Below are 13,063 nucleotides of genomic sequence, written 5' to 3'. Positions count from 1 at the left end.
CAGCCAGCAACGGTGGCTTCCCGGCCATCCGCAGCAAAAAGGCGCATCCCCCGCTGTCGGCGGGAGATGCGCCTTTTTGCTGCGTGCTTCCTAGACGAGGAAGAAGGCGAAGCCTAGAATGATATAAACCATAATCAGCAGAAAGCCTTCATACCAGTTGGTCCTTCCGTCGCTGGAGACCGCCTTGGCGATAAATACCGCGACCGCAATGGAAGCCAGCTCGATCGGGGTGAAGACGATGTCCATCGTCGGCCCGAACAGACCGCTGATCAGCACGAGCACCGGGGCGACGAACAGCGCGATCTGCAGGCTGCTGCCGACGGCGATTTCCACCGCTGCGCCCATCTTGTTTTTGAGCGCGAGCATGATGGCCGCGCTGTGCTCGGCGGCATTGCCGACAATTGCGACGACGAAGGCGCCGATGAACAGCTCGGAGAGGCCGAAGCGGGCCGACACCTCATGCAGCGTTCCGACAAGCCATTCGCTGACGAAGGCGACCATGACGGTGGCCACGACCAGATACAGGATGGAGCGGCCTTTGCTCCATACGGGTTCTTCGTGGTGGCCCTCCGCCGACGCATCGGCCTTATCCTCCATATCGGAGAGCATGTTTTTGTGCGTGACCATGGAGAAGACCAGCCAGAGCAAATAGCTGACGATCAGAATGATCGCGACCGTAATGCTGAGCACCTTGTCGGCTTGTACGGAGAAATGCTCCGCCGCGACGAAGATGGCCGGCACGATGAGGGCGATGACGGCCATCACCATGAGCGTCGAGTTGTGGGTGGCCAGCTGGACGTTGTAGCGCTGCTCCTTGTACTTCAGTCCGCCCAGAAAAATGCTGAGGCCGAGCACCAGCAGCAGGTTGCCGATGATCGAACCGGTCAAGCTCGCTTTGACGGTCTCGAAGGAGCCTGCCCGAACGAGGAAAATCGCGATGATCAGCTCGGCTGCGTTGCCGAAGGTGGCGTTGAGGAAGCCGCCGAGACGCTGTCCCGCATAATGCGCCACGGACTCGGTGGCCTGCCCGAGAAACCCGGCCACGAAGATGACGGAGATGGCGGAGACGACGAATTGGAACATTTCGTTCCAATGGGCGTAATGGGCGATTCCGCTCAATGCGAAGCTGATGATCAGCCCGGCGAAAAACAGTTGACGACGACTCAAGAAGCGGCACCTCGATCATTTTGGAATATGTAATACGGCAAAATCTGTATCTTAATATACCCATCCCGCATGGAAAAGTAAACGCCCGGAATGGATTGTGCTTGTCTTGCTTTTGGAAGAGATCATCCCTTACAATGGAAGAAAGAGTGGATTCATTGAAGGAGTTGAACGTGATGGCGGAAGACCTTCAAACAGGCTTGATTCGGATTTCGGATGACGTTGTCGCTACGATCGCCGGACTGGCGGCGCTTGAGACTCCCGGGATCGCCGCGATGTCCGGCGGCATATCCGAAGGTCTCGCCAAGAGGCTCAGCGGAAAGAACGCCCAGAAGGGCGTATCCGTCGAAGTCGGCCAGCTGGAAGCGGCCGTCGATCTCAGGGTAATCGTCCAATACGGCATTCCGATCCAGGAAGTCTGCAGGCAGCTGCAGCTGAACGTCAGGGAAGCCGTAGAGAATATGACGGGTCTCAACGTGGTCGAGATCAACGTCAAAGTGGATGGAGTCCTGTTCCGGGACGAACCGGTAGAGGAAGCCGGAACCGGTCCGGCAAGGCTGAAATGAAAAAAGGAGCCGCTCATGAGAGCGGCTCCTTTTCATTTTGCGGATGCAGGGACGGCAGCTACGAATTGGCCTGCCGGCCGACTGCGCGAAGCGGGTTGTCCGTCGCCCGCTTCGCCGATGCGGGCTGACGATTGGCTTCGCGGCTGATGCTGAGCAGCACGCCGACGGACATCAGGCTGGCCAGCAGGGAAGAGCCTCCATAACTGATGAACGGAAGCGTGACGCCGGTCAACGGAATCGCATTGGTGACGCCGCCGATGTTGATGAATGCCTGTACCGCGAACAGAGAGACGATGCCGGCTCCCACAACCGTGCCGTATATATCGGGACAGCGAAGGGCGACAATCAATCCGCGCCACAGGAAGAGCAGGAATACGATCAGGAACAACGTGCTTCCGATGAAGCCGAGCTCTTCCCCGATGATGGCGAAGATAAAGTCGTTGTAGGCGAACGGCAAGTACTGGACCTTCTGGATGCCGTGTCCGAGGCCGGCTCCGCTGAATCCGCCATGGCCGAGCGCCATCAGCGAGCGGGCGACCTGATAACCGTCCCCCAGGGAGTCGGCCAGCGGATCCTGATAGCTCGTAAACCGGCTGATGCGGTATTCCCACTTGGTTGGCGAGATGAGGAAGGCTACGGCTCCGACAGCGGTCAGGACGATGCCTCCGAAAAAGGCGGATGCAGCCAGCTGGCGCAGGTTGGCTCCTCCTGCAACAATCATCAGGAACGCGCAGGCCGCTATGACGAGGCAGGAGCCGAGATCCGGCTGCAGCATGATCATTCCGCATACGATGCCGACGATGACGATGACCGGCACGAGCCCTTTTTTGAAGCTGCGGAACCGTTCCCCTTTTTTGGCGATCAGAGTGCCGAGATAGAGGATAAGCGCCAGCTTCGCGAATTCCGTCGGCTGTACCGCGAATCCCATCACATTGAACCAGCTTCTTGCCCCGTTGATCTCTCTTGCCACGAACGGAACGATCATGAGCATGAAAAAGACGGGAAGAAAGAACAGCATGAACCCCCGCTTGAACACCTGATAGCGGAAATTCATCACAACCAGCATGATGACCGTCCCGAGAGCGGCGAACAGGAATTGCTTCTTCAAGTAATAAAGAGGATCATTTCCTGCAGTGCGGCTGACGGCGGCCGTGCTGGAGCTGGAGCTGAACACCATGACGAGACCGAAGCCGACAAGAGCCAGCGTCAGAATCAGGAGCAGGAAGTCCGGCCTGCCGCGGCGGCCCTCCGGATTGACCTTCATGGTTGGCTGTCACCTACTCGGAAAGCTTATTTTTGAGGTCGGCGAGCTTCTGCTTGGCAGCGCTCAGAATAGGCTGGGGCACGGCGGACTCATATTCGAGGCCGTGCGGGAAAGTGGCTCGTCCGATATAGACGGATTCAACGGTGAGCACGGCTGCCGGATTTTCCAGCTTGCCTTCGACGGCCCGCGTGCTGATCCGCAGGAAATATTCGTAGTTCGTGCCGCGGTCCACGAATTTCAGATCGTATGTAGCGCGGTAGTATTCCCATTGCCAGCGGACGAATCCGAGGCTCTCGGCGCTTTCGTCAAGGTGGGCCAGATCGCTTTTCAACCCGTTCAAGCCTGAATTTTCAATTAACATGGGGGAAATCCTCCTCAGCAGCATGGCAAAGACTGTATTCCCTTTCATATTAGTATGTTTCCAAAGCCAGTGCAACCCTGCGCGGCCTGTCGTCCCGAGCGCCGCGGCAGTATCGTCTACCCCGGCGGGGCCTGCATCTGGTACACTACAAGAACAGCAGGAAGATTATAAACGGCCGCTCCGGGAGCCGCCTCTGGCGTCCCGGCACAAGGCAAGGAGGGCAACAGCTTGAATCAAGACCAGACCGCCGCGGCGGACAAGCTTTTGGAATTGTATCCGCGCATGGTAAGCGACCGCCGCCATCTGCATCGGCATCCTGAAATCAGCTTCCGGGAAGAGCATACATCCGCCTGGATAGGAGATCGTCTGGCAGAAATCGGCTGCGCCTCTGTCCGCAAGGGGGTCGGAGGCTACGGACTTGTCGTCGATCTGAAAGGGGATCATCCGGGTCCCGTAATCGCGCTGAGAGCGGACATGGACGCTCTGCCGCTCCAGGACTTGAAGGAAGTGGAATACCGCTCCCAGACACCGGGCGTCATGCATGCATGCGGGCACGACGCCCATACGTCCTCGCTGCTGGCGATCGCAGAGTACTATCATTCGCTCGACGGCGGCTTCGGCGGCACCCGCAGGCTGCTCTTCCAGCCCGCGGAGGAGCTTACTCCCGGCGGCGCGCTGCCGATGATCCGCGACGGAGCGCTTGAAGGCGTCGACGTCATCTACGGCGTGCATCTATGGACGCCGGTCCAGGCCGGTACGGTCAGCATCCGCGGAGGCGCGTTCATGGCCGGCGTGGACGAGTTCACCATCGAGATTACCGGCAAAGGGGGGCATGGAGGGATGCCGGAGCATACCCGCGACACGATCGTCGCGGGGTCTGCGCTCGTCCAGGCTCTGCAGTCGGTCGTAAGCCGCAATGTCAGCCCTCTCGACACGGCGGTTCTTTCCATCGGCTCTTTCCAGGCCGGAGAGGCGAGCAATGTCATTGCCGGCAACTGCCGGCTGAAGGGAACGGTGCGCACCTTCGACAAGGGCGTGCGGGACCTGATGCGCCAGCGCATCTCCGAGCTCGTCCGGCTCGTATGCGCCGGATTCGGCACCGAAGGGGAGCTGGATTACCGGGAGGGCTACCCGCCGGTCGTCAATGACGAGCTGGAGGCGGCCCGCTGCATGGCTGCGGCAGCCGAGCTGTTCGGAGACGGGAATGTCCGCGAGTCGGAGCTGATTACGGCAGGCGAGGACTTCGCCTATTACCTCGAGCAGGTGCCGGGCTGCTTCATGTTCGTCGGCGCAGGCAATTCCGAGGCGGGCGCCGTGCATCCGCATCATCATCCGAGATTCGACCTCGACGAAAGCTCGATGCTTCAATCCGCCCGGCTGATGATCGGCTGCGCGGAAAAATATGCCGCCACATTCTCCCGTGAATGACCTCATGGAGGCATGCGCACGATAAGGAAACAACCGGACTTCCTGTGCTGGAAAGCAGGACGGAACGAACCGGCCAATTTCTTGGGAGGTCAAGCGCATGCCAGTTGCGGTATCACAGATCATGAGCAAGCCTTGCATCACTGCTACGCTGAAGGACAATGTGTATGAACTGGCCGTGCTGATGAAGGACCACGGCATCGGCTTCGTTCCGATCGTCGAGGGCGAGAGGCTGATCGGAGTCGTGACGGACCGGGATCTTGTCGTGCGGGGATATGCCGGCAAGCATTCCGGCTCCACCGCCGTAATCGAAGTCATGACGCCGAACCCGGTCACGCTGAGCCCGGCTGACACGGCCGAGGAAGCGGGCCGCCTGTTCGCGGAAAAGGAGATCCGCAGGCTGCCCGTCGTGGAAGACGGCCGCTTGGTCGGCGTTGTCGCGATCGGGGATCTCGCCGTACGCGACAGATTTGCGGATGAAGCGGGACATGCGCTGAGCGCCATATCCGAGGCGGCTCCGTCCCCGTTCGTCCATTGACAGGCATAGGAAAGAAAAAAGGCCGGCATCCCTTCGGGAACTGCCGGCCTTTTTGCTTCAGCCCCTCCTATGCGCGGCCAGGCGGCATAAAAAGGCTGGGTTTTGCCCCATACTGTCAGCATTGGCAAGTGATAAAAGGAGGCTGGGTCTAACATGCTGAAGCGGAAGAGCGGCCCGCTTGTCGTGCTGGAGGACGGCACGGTGCTGCTGGACGATGCCCATCCCGGAGCCGAAAAGGCCAGGGAAGCGCTCGCGGGCTTTGCCGAGCTCGTCAAGCGTCCCGGCACGATGCATACCTACCGAATGACCCCGCTGAGCGTATGGAATGCTGCTTCCCAAGGCAAGCCGGCGGAAGAAATCCTGGACTGCCTAGAAGCCAATGCGCGGTACGGGGTGCCGGGCGCGGCCGCCGGCAGAGTGAAGCAGTGGCTCAGCAGGTACGGGGAGCTGGAGCTGACATCGATTGAAGACGGCATGCTGCTGCTGTCCGGACCCGCCGCAAGGCTGCGGGAAATTACGGACGAGTGCATCGCTTCATGGGGGGCTGCCCGCGCAGCCGATGGAATCGCCGTTCCGGGCGATCGCCGGGGAGATCTGAAGAGAGAGCTGCTGCGGATGGGCATGCCGGTCGTCGACCATGCCGGCTACCGGGAAGGCGAAGCGCTCCGCATCGGTCTGCGCGGCGAGCTGCCCTCGGGCAAGCCGTTCCGGCTGAGGGATTACCAGCTGCAAGCGGTGGAACGGTTTTGCCGGGACGGCGTCCAGGGAGAGGGCGGCAGCGGCGTCATCGTGCTGCCGTGCGGAGCGGGCAAGACCGTCGTTGGCGCCGCCGCTCTCGCCAGGCTCGGCTGCGCGACGCTGATCCTGACATCGGGCACGACCTCCGTACGGCAGTGGCGGCGAGAGCTGGTGGAAAAAACGACGATCGCGGAGGATGACATCGGCGAATATACGGGGGAGAACAAGCAAGTACGGCCGGTCACCATCGCCTCGTATCAGATTATGGGACGCCGGGGCAGCGGAGGCCATATGGATTTGTTCAGCCGCAGGGACTGGGGCCTCATCATCTACGACGAGGTGCATCTGCTTCCGGCTCCGGTATTCCGGTTGACCGCCGAGCTGCAGGCGACGCGGAGGCTGGGCCTGACAGCGACGCTCGTGCGCGAGGACGGGCGAGCCGAGGATGTCTTTTCCCTGATCGGCCCCAAGCTGTTCGAGCTGCCGTGGAAGGCGCTTGAGCGCGAGGGCTGGATCGCCGCGGTCAGCTGCCGGGAGGTGAGGGTGCCGCTGCCGGAGGAAGACGGGGAAACATACGATGGGGCGGGAGCCCGCGCCCAGCTGCGGCTCGCCGGAGAAAATCCCCGCAAGGCGGAGGCGGTGCGCCGGCTTCTGGAAAGGCATCCGGGGAAACCTGCGCTCGTCATCGGCCAGTACTTGCGGCAGCTGTCCAGCCTCGGGAGGGAGCTCGAAGCTCCCGTGCTGTCGGGCAGCACGCCGCCCGAGGAGCGGGAGGAGCTGTACAGCCGCTTCAATTCCGGCAGCCTGCCTGTGCTGGTCGTATCCAAGGTCGCGAATTTCGCGATCGATATGCCCGATGCGGCCGTCGCCATTCAAGTATCGGGCAGCTACGGCTCCCGTCAGGAGGAAGCGCAGCGGATTGGCAGGCTGCTGCGGCCGAAGGAAGATAACCGGGCTTATTTCTATACGGTCGTGACGGATGGGACAAAGGAAACGGAATTCGCGTTGAAGCGGCAGCTGTTCATGATCGAACAGGGCTATACGTACGAGATCGCGGAAAAGGGATCTTTATGATGGGCTCTGACAAGCCTTGGGAGCGCAGCAAAGCTGTCCGTCCTACCCGGAGACGCAGCGATCCGGTGCTTATGCCGGAGCTGCCGGGCTCTGCCGGACCTTTCTCCGGAGAGGATTCGGAAGCGGAGATTTGGAGCCGCTTGAGCCCGGTCTCGAAGGATGTGCTCCGCTGTCTGCTGACGAGATTCGGCGTCCATCCTGCCGAGGAGGGGCGGCTGCTGGAGGAAGCCGCCGCAGGCTGCTGGTCGGGACTGGAGCTGCGTGCCGGCCTGTCCGGCCTGCAGGCAGCCGGAGCCGTGCAAGCGAGGCTGCGCTTCTGGGGGGAGCGCGCCGTCGCCGTGACGGCCGGCTCGTACTTGAAATGGGCGGCCGTTGCCAGCCCATGGATTGCTGCGGACGAGGAGGCGGCGCACCGCAGCGCCGCGTCGGCCGTAAGCGGAGGCGGCGCTCTGTACAGCCGCGCTCTGCTGGGGGCACTAGCGGAGCTTGCCCGAAGCGGACCGGTACTCACCGTGAAGGGAAGGCTTCATGGGAGCACCATTAAAGCTCTGGAGCAGGCAGCGGGCTTGAGCCCCGAATCCTTTATCCAGCTGGACCCTTCCTTGAGGCTGGACTATCCCGGCTCGGTCGCGCTCGTGCTCGACTGGTCTTTCAGCAGCGGCATTTTGCGTCCTGGACGAGCCTGGAGCTGGGATGCGCAGAAGCTGCGGACATGGCTTGACGAGCCTCTGATGCAGCGGGAAAGGGGGCTGTTCAGGTGGATATTGGATCGGGCTGTCCGCCGTTCGGCGGAAGCGGCTGCCGCTGCGTCGGTCATCTCCAGTCTGAGGGAGGATGTCTGGTACAGCGTGCCCAAGCTGGAGCAGCTATGCCGGTCGCGCTCCGTGTGGCCTGCAGGCTGCCCGGGCCGGGACAGCGCGGCATGGACCGGGCTGCTGGAATGGCTGGCGGGCTGCGGCTGGGCCGAATGGGGCGAAACGGAGCAAGGAGAGTCCTGCTTCCGGCTGCTCCTCTCTGCTGAAGGCTGCGGGGAGGATGGGGGATTCAGAGGGGGACGAGCCGCTTCTGCTGCAGCCTGACGGAGATATATGGGCGGGAGCCTGGACTTCGTATCGTCAGCTCTGGCCGCTCGAGCTCGCTGCCGAACGTGGAGAAGTGAGGGAGCTCACTGCCTACCGGCTTACAGAAAAATCTCTGAAAAGGTCGGCGGCGCTCGGCATTGGGGCTGGCCAGCTGCGGGAATGGCTGGCCGTCGCCTCGGGAGCGGCGCTGCCTTCGCAGGTGGAAGCGCTTCTGGCGCAATGCTTGCCCGGGACGGAGAGCCGCAGCACCCTCTTTGCCGTCGAGGAGAGCGGGGAGGACGCTGCAGGAAGCAGCGGCAGGCCTTGCTGGCAGCCGTCGGATCCTTCCTTGACCTTTGCCACGCTCGAACCGGCGCCGGCGGCCGAGGTTCAGCCTTGGCTTGTCCTGCAAGCGGAGAAGCTGCCCGCTGCCTGGACAGCCGCCCCGCGCAGCTATCGCCCGTCCGCTTGCCGCCAGCTGCTGGAGAGCGCGGTCCGGCTGCATATTCCCGTGGAGCTTCATGACGGGGAAAGCGCCGGCATATTCGTTCCGCTCCAAGTACAGGGGGACGGCGACGGCTGGGCTGCGGAAGGCTTCTACCGGAAGGACAATGAAGCCAGAGTGCCGGCGATGCTGATTCACGGCCAAGTCGGCCGAATCCGGCTGCACATTCCCGGAAACGCACCCGCCCGCTGAAGGCGTCTACCGAAGCTCAATCGGGTATGCTATGATAGGAGCAAGCCGGAAGGAGACCTTCCCCGGCAGGAAGGAGTGGACCGATCTTGCAGCAGCTTGAGATTGCGGAGCAGACGCCGCTGGATATGGCGCCAGTCGTGCTCTGCGCCTATGAACTGGGCGATTACATCAACCAATCGGCCGAAGTGGCGGATTATTTATATTGGAAGAACGAAGTCGAACACAACCCGGAGGTCGCCTCGCTGAGGGCGAGATTCAACCGGGCGAAGGAATTCTTCTCCGAATGCGAGCGCTTCGGAAGGTTCCATCCCGACTATCATGCGGCCAAGGATAAAGTGAAGGCTGTCGAAGCCGAGATGGCGCAGGTGGAATGCATCCGCCGCTACAAGGAAGCCGAGGAGGTCGTGGATACGCTGCTCTATGACGTATCCCTGATGATCGCCGAATCGGTATCCGGCTCGATCAAGGTGCCGGGCAACAATCCGCTGCCGTCGGGCGGCTGCGGCGGAGGCGGCTCCTGCAGCTGCGGAAGCGGGGGGTGCGGCTGATGGAGCATTCCGAGTCGATGCCGGCCGTCGAAGCGGCTTCGTTCCCCGAACAGCGTAAGGGCTACATCGTCTGGGTGAGCGACGCCAAGTCGGCCCGCAGCCTGGAGAAATACGGCAACGTGCATTACATTTCGCGGCGGCTGCATTATGCCGTTATCTACATCGATTCGGGGCGCGAGGAAGAGACGCTGCGCAACATTCACCGCCTGCCGTACGTCAAGAAGACGGAACGCTCCCTCCGGAACGAGATCAAGACGGAATACACCAAGGAAAATCCGGACAAAACGCGTTTCTACAGCATGTAGATGCAGCGTCCGGCTTCGGTGGCCCAAGACCTTCGACCTCTGGCGGGCGAGGGTCTTTTTTCTTGTACAAAAACCCAAAATGTGACAATAATGGAGAGTCCTATTTTTTAATTTGAAATTGGAAATAGACATGGTAGAATAAACCTAATCATAAACTAGATATAAAGGCCTGCTTCCCAGGGGCGAGATCGACCGGCCGGTCCGGCTCGGCGCCGGCGCGCTCCAGCGGGCCTACCGGCACGTAGTCGCTTCCCGGATGCGCTTTCACATAATCCTTGGAAGCATCGATGATCGCCGGCAGATGCGCGGCCAGGACGGCGATGCGGCCCTGCTTGATCTTCTCCTGCGCGATCGGGTCGGTCTGCGTGAACGTCTCCGGATCGAGCAGCCCTTCGGAGATCAGCTTGCGGTAGTAAAGCGTGTACTCCTCGTACGGCTTGGTGAAGAAGACATGCTCAAGCGTGCCGTCGCCCTTGTCGACGTAGTCGGAGCCGTAGAACATCGTATTGCCGATGCCGACGGCCCAGCCGTTGGAGAAGCCGCCAAGCGGGAACACCGGCATGCCGCTCTCCTTCAGTCCCGCGTCCTTGATTTTTTTGAGGAAATTGTACATGTCGTCCTTCGTCTTGACCGACTGCGGGTCGATGCCGACCTTCTCCGCGATGTCCTTGCGAACGTAGAAGCCGTACAACCAGTCCATGGCGTCCTTGTCCGTCGAAGGCTGGTTCTGGTACATCATGTACTTCTTGTCTCCGAACGCTCCGATCGCCTTGTCGTACAGGGCCGGCGGCACGTTTTCCTTGGCGATCGCCTTGGCGAGGTTCGGGTATTTGTCCAGCTTGCCGGAGATGTCGACGAGCTGATCCTCCTTGGCCGCCTTGATGATGCCGTCCAGCTCCCCGCCCCAGGCCGGTCCCGTGTAGATGTCCGGCAGATCCTGCGTCGCGAAGATCTGGTTCACCTTTTCGACCTCGCTGCCCTTGGTGTAATCCATCTTCACCTTGACGCCGGTCTTCTCCTCGATCGCCTTGGCGACGGGCGTCGGATCGACGTCCCCGGTGCCGGATCCGTTCCAGTTGTGCAAAATCTTCAACGTCACTTCCTTGCCCGAGCCGCCGTCCCCGCCGCCATTTCCCGCTGCCGCATCGTTGCCGCCGCCGTTGCTGCAGCCAATGAGCGTGCCGCCCATCATCGCCGCCGCGAGCAGCGCCGCCGCAGCCTTGCTCCGCTTGTTCCTCATGGTAACCCCTCCGATATTCGTAAGTGGTATATGATAAAGTCCCTTCCCAGCCGCCCGGCTTGAGCCCGGTTCACCGGCTGCGGGACGTTTACCCTAGCCTTTGACCGAGCCCATCATGACGCCCTTGACGAAGTATTTCTGCAGAAACGGATAGATGCACAGAATCGGAAACACGGTGATGACCAGCAGCGCCATCCGCAGCGATTCCGGCGTCGCTCCCGCCACGTTGACGTTCATCGTCTGGCCGCCCTGCTGGGCCGCCCGCTGCATGGAGGACGACAGCGCTTCCGCTTCGGTGAGCATCTGCTGAAGCAGCGTCTGGACAGGAATGAGGCTCTTGTCGGAGACGTAGTAAGCCCCGCTGAACCAGTCGTTCCAGTGGGAGACTCCGATGAAGAGCGAGATCGTCGCCAGCACCGGCCCCGACAGAGGGAGAATGATCCTCAGGAAGATCTGGAAATCGCCGTAGCCGTCGATGCGGGCCGACTCCTCCAGCTCCTCCGGAATTCCTTGCAGGAACGTGCGGATGATGACGATGTGGAAGAAGCTGAACAGCATCGGAATGACATAGACCCAGAAGCTGTTGATGAGATGGAGCTTCTGGAGCGTGATGAAGTAGGGAATGAAGCCTGCGCTGAAGATCGTCGGCAGGAAAATGTAGAAGGTGAAGAACGTCCGGCCGGGCAGCGTCTTCTTGGACAGCGCGTAGGCCATCAGCGTGCACAGCGTCACATGCAGGAACGTGCCGAGCAGCGTCCGCAGCAGCGTGATCTTGTACGCCTGCCAGATTTTGGCGTTGTCGAAGATCTGCACGTAGTTGTCGAGCGTGAACTGGCGGGGGTAGAAGTAGAGCGCCCCCAGCATGGAATCTTTGCCGTCGTTCAGCGAGTAGACGAGGATATAGATGAACGGATAGATCATCGACAGCCCGAACAGCGTCAGGACGGTGTAATTGAACACGCTGAAGAGGGAGAATTGGCGCCTTCCCATGAACGGAACCTCCTTTCGGATTAGAAAAGGGATACGTCGCTGACCTTGCGGGCGAGCCGGTTGACGGTCAGGATCAGCACGAGCGCGATGAAGCTCTGGAACAGGCCGACCGCGGCCGCATAGCTGAGCCGTCCTTCGCCGATGCCGGCGCTGATGACATGCACGTCGAGCACGCTGCCGATGGCGGCGGTCGCCGGCCCGTTCAGCAGCAGCAGCTGCTCGTAGCCCGCGCTCATGAGGCTGCCGGTGGCGAGGATGAACAGGATGACCGCGATGTTGCGGACTCCCGGCAGCGTGACATGCCAGATCTGGCGGAACCGGCCCGCGCCGTCGATTTTCGCCGCCTCGTACAGCTGCTGGTCGATGCCGGCGATGGCGGCCATGTAGATGATGGAGTTCCAGCCGATGTTCTTCCATACGTCGGAGCCGACGATGATCTGGTAGAACCAGGTGGTGTTGTTGAGGAACTGGATGGGGTCCTTCAAGGCCCCGGAGGAGAGGAGCAGGTCGTTGACCGGACCGCCGTAAGGGGTGAGCAGGCGCTGCATGAGCGTCACGACGACGACCCAGGAGACGAAGTAAGGCAAATAAGAAAGCGTTTGCAAAGTTTTCTTTGAATTTAAGGCTCCGAACCTCGTTGAGCAGGATCGCCAGCAGGATCGGCATCGCGAACCCGATGAGCAGCTTGAGGCCGCTGATGAGCAGCGTGTTGCGGATGAGCTGGCTGGACTGGTAATAATCGAAAAATTGATGGAAGTATTTCAGGCCGGCCCACGGGCTGCCGGTAAAGCCGCCGGAAAACCGGAAATCGCGGAAGGCGACTTGAATGCCGTAGAGAGGCACGTAGGAGAACAGGAAAAACCAGACGATGCCGGGCAGCATGAACAGGTAGAACAGCTTGTGCCGCCAGATCCGCTTCAGGAGCGGGTTAGCCATCATGGGATTCAACCTCCTTGTCGGATGGGGAAGCGGCCGGATATGACGGCGCCTGCGGTCGTTCGGCAGGCGCCGCTTCTCCGGGTGAATCGGGTCGAGCGAAGCCGCGGCTCACCAAGCGGCGAGCGGACCATCGGTCCGCAAGGGCAATGCCGC

Annotated in this window: 14 protein-coding genes; 8 read left to right on the top strand and 6 right to left on the bottom strand. The window is 61.1% G+C overall.

Going from position 1 to position 13,063, the window contains the following annotated elements:
• Positions 1 to 90: 90 nt before the first annotated feature.
• Positions 91 to 1,167, bottom strand: coding sequence for a calcium/proton exchanger (cax, locus tag BN871_RS13510; RefSeq protein WP_021878363.1), 1,077 nt, complete (start codon positions 1,165 to 1,167; stop codon positions 91 to 93).
• Positions 1,168 to 1,340: 173 nt separating this feature from the next.
• On the opposite strand from cax, the gene BN871_RS13505 reads away from it, so the two are divergent.
• Positions 1,341 to 1,730, top strand: coding sequence for an Asp23/Gls24 family envelope stress response protein (locus tag BN871_RS13505; protein WP_048746575.1), 390 nt, complete (start codon positions 1,341 to 1,343; stop codon positions 1,728 to 1,730).
• A 58-nt stretch (positions 1,731 to 1,788) separates the two neighbouring features.
• Here the strand turns inward: BN871_RS13505 and ftsW are convergent, their stop codons facing one another.
• Entirely contained in the window at positions 1,789 to 2,994 is a 1,206-nt protein-coding gene (gene ftsW / locus BN871_RS13500) for a putative lipid II flippase FtsW (protein WP_021878365.1), read from the bottom strand.
• 13 nt (positions 2,995 to 3,007) lie between these two features.
• Positions 3,008 to 3,355: a YugN family protein gene (locus tag BN871_RS13495; protein WP_048746573.1), complete on the bottom strand. Its 348-nt coding sequence runs from the start codon at positions 3,353 to 3,355 to the stop codon at positions 3,008 to 3,010.
• A 282-nt stretch (positions 3,356 to 3,637) separates the two neighbouring features.
• Here BN871_RS13495 and BN871_RS13490 point away from each other — a divergent pair, with 282 nt between their 5' ends.
• The 7 genes from BN871_RS13490 to BN871_RS13460 all read left to right on the top strand — a co-directional run bounded on the left by BN871_RS13490 (position 3,638) and on the right by BN871_RS13460 (position 9,741).
• Complete coding sequence (locus tag BN871_RS13490; RefSeq protein ID WP_083436434.1) at positions 3,638 to 4,783, top strand: amidohydrolase; 1,146 nt, start codon at positions 3,638 to 3,640, stop codon at positions 4,781 to 4,783.
• A 97-nt stretch (positions 4,784 to 4,880) separates the two neighbouring features.
• Positions 4,881 to 5,318, top strand: a complete 438-nt coding sequence (locus BN871_RS13485) for a CBS domain-containing protein (protein ID WP_048746571.1) — start codon at positions 4,881 to 4,883, stop codon at positions 5,316 to 5,318.
• A 153-nt stretch (positions 5,319 to 5,471) separates the two neighbouring features.
• Positions 5,472 to 7,130 (top strand): DNA repair helicase XPB, encoded by a 1,659-nt coding sequence (locus tag BN871_RS13480; protein WP_048746569.1) that lies wholly within the window; start codon positions 5,472 to 5,474, stop codon positions 7,128 to 7,130.
• Positions 7,127 to 8,209, top strand: coding sequence for a hypothetical protein (locus tag BN871_RS13475; protein ID WP_048746568.1), 1,083 nt, complete (start codon positions 7,127 to 7,129; stop codon positions 8,207 to 8,209). Before BN871_RS13480 ends, BN871_RS13475 begins: the two co-directional genes overlap by 4 nt.
• Entirely contained in the window at positions 8,166 to 8,888 is a 723-nt protein-coding gene (locus BN871_RS13470; RefSeq protein ID WP_048746566.1) for a hypothetical protein, read from the top strand. The genes BN871_RS13475 and BN871_RS13470 overlap by 44 nt, the downstream gene beginning before the upstream one ends.
• An 86-nt stretch (positions 8,889 to 8,974) precedes the next feature.
• Positions 8,975 to 9,436: a YlbF family regulator gene (locus tag BN871_RS13465; protein WP_307721783.1), complete on the top strand. Its 462-nt coding sequence runs from the start codon at positions 8,975 to 8,977 to the stop codon at positions 9,434 to 9,436.
• A complete protein-coding gene (locus BN871_RS13460) occupies positions 9,436 to 9,741 on the top strand; it encodes a YlbG family protein (RefSeq protein WP_232313036.1) in 306 nt (101 codons plus the stop codon). The genes BN871_RS13465 and BN871_RS13460 overlap by 1 nt, the downstream gene beginning before the upstream one ends.
• Before the next feature lie 148 nt (positions 9,742 to 9,889).
• Here BN871_RS13460 and BN871_RS13455 read toward each other — a convergent pair whose 3' ends face one another.
• The 3 genes from BN871_RS13455 to BN871_RS29070 form a co-directional block, all read right to left on the bottom strand.
• Entirely contained in the window at positions 9,890 to 10,981 is a 1,092-nt protein-coding gene (locus tag BN871_RS13455) for an extracellular solute-binding protein (RefSeq protein ID WP_083436432.1), read from the bottom strand.
• A gap of 93 nt (positions 10,982 to 11,074) precedes the next feature.
• On the bottom strand, positions 11,075 to 11,971 hold the full coding sequence (locus BN871_RS13450) for a carbohydrate ABC transporter permease (protein ID WP_021881432.1): 897 nt from the start codon (positions 11,969 to 11,971) through the stop codon (positions 11,075 to 11,077).
• Positions 11,972 to 11,991: 20 nt separating this feature from the next.
• Entirely contained in the window at positions 11,992 to 12,576 is a 585-nt protein-coding gene (locus BN871_RS29070) for an ABC transporter permease subunit (RefSeq protein WP_232313034.1), read from the bottom strand.
• Between the last annotated feature and the right edge of the window lie 487 nt (positions 12,577 to 13,063).

Source organism: Paenibacillus sp. P22 (genome assembly GCF_000469945.2).
In the GTDB taxonomy this organism is placed as follows: Bacteria; Bacillota; Bacilli; order Paenibacillales; family Paenibacillaceae; genus Paenibacillus_O; species Paenibacillus_O humicus.
This window is presented reverse-complemented; position numbering and strand designations above follow the sequence as displayed.

Excerpts from the sequence above, each read along its gene's own strand:
- BN871_RS13460 (WP_232313036.1), top strand. The coding sequence starts at position 9,436 with ATGGAGCATTCCGAGTCGATGCCGGCCGTCGAAGCGGCTTCGTTCCCC.
- BN871_RS13505 (WP_048746575.1), top strand. The coding sequence starts at position 1,341 with ATGGCGGAAGACCTTCAAACAGGCTTGATTCGGATTTCGGATGACGTT.
- BN871_RS13485 (WP_048746571.1), top strand. The coding sequence starts at position 4,881 with ATGCCAGTTGCGGTATCACAGATCATGAGCAAGCCTTGCATCACTGCT.
- ftsW (WP_021878365.1), bottom strand. The coding sequence starts at position 2,994 with ATGAAGGTCAATCCGGAGGGCCGCCGCGGCAGGCCGGACTTCCTGCTC.
- BN871_RS13450 (WP_021881432.1), bottom strand. The coding sequence starts at position 11,971 with ATGGGAAGGCGCCAATTCTCCCTCTTCAGCGTGTTCAATTACACCGTC.
- BN871_RS13480 (WP_048746569.1), top strand. The coding sequence starts at position 5,472 with ATGCTGAAGCGGAAGAGCGGCCCGCTTGTCGTGCTGGAGGACGGCACG.
- BN871_RS13490 (WP_083436434.1), top strand. The coding sequence starts at position 3,638 with ATGGTAAGCGACCGCCGCCATCTGCATCGGCATCCTGAAATCAGCTTC.
- BN871_RS13455 (WP_083436432.1), bottom strand. The coding sequence starts at position 10,981 with ATGAGGAACAAGCGGAGCAAGGCTGCGGCGGCGCTGCTCGCGGCGGCG.
- BN871_RS13470 (WP_048746566.1), top strand. The coding sequence starts at position 8,166 with ATGGGGGATTCAGAGGGGGACGAGCCGCTTCTGCTGCAGCCTGACGGA.
- BN871_RS13495 (WP_048746573.1), bottom strand. The coding sequence starts at position 3,355 with ATGTTAATTGAAAATTCAGGCTTGAACGGGTTGAAAAGCGATCTGGCC.
- BN871_RS13475 (WP_048746568.1), top strand. The coding sequence starts at position 7,127 with ATGATGGGCTCTGACAAGCCTTGGGAGCGCAGCAAAGCTGTCCGTCCT.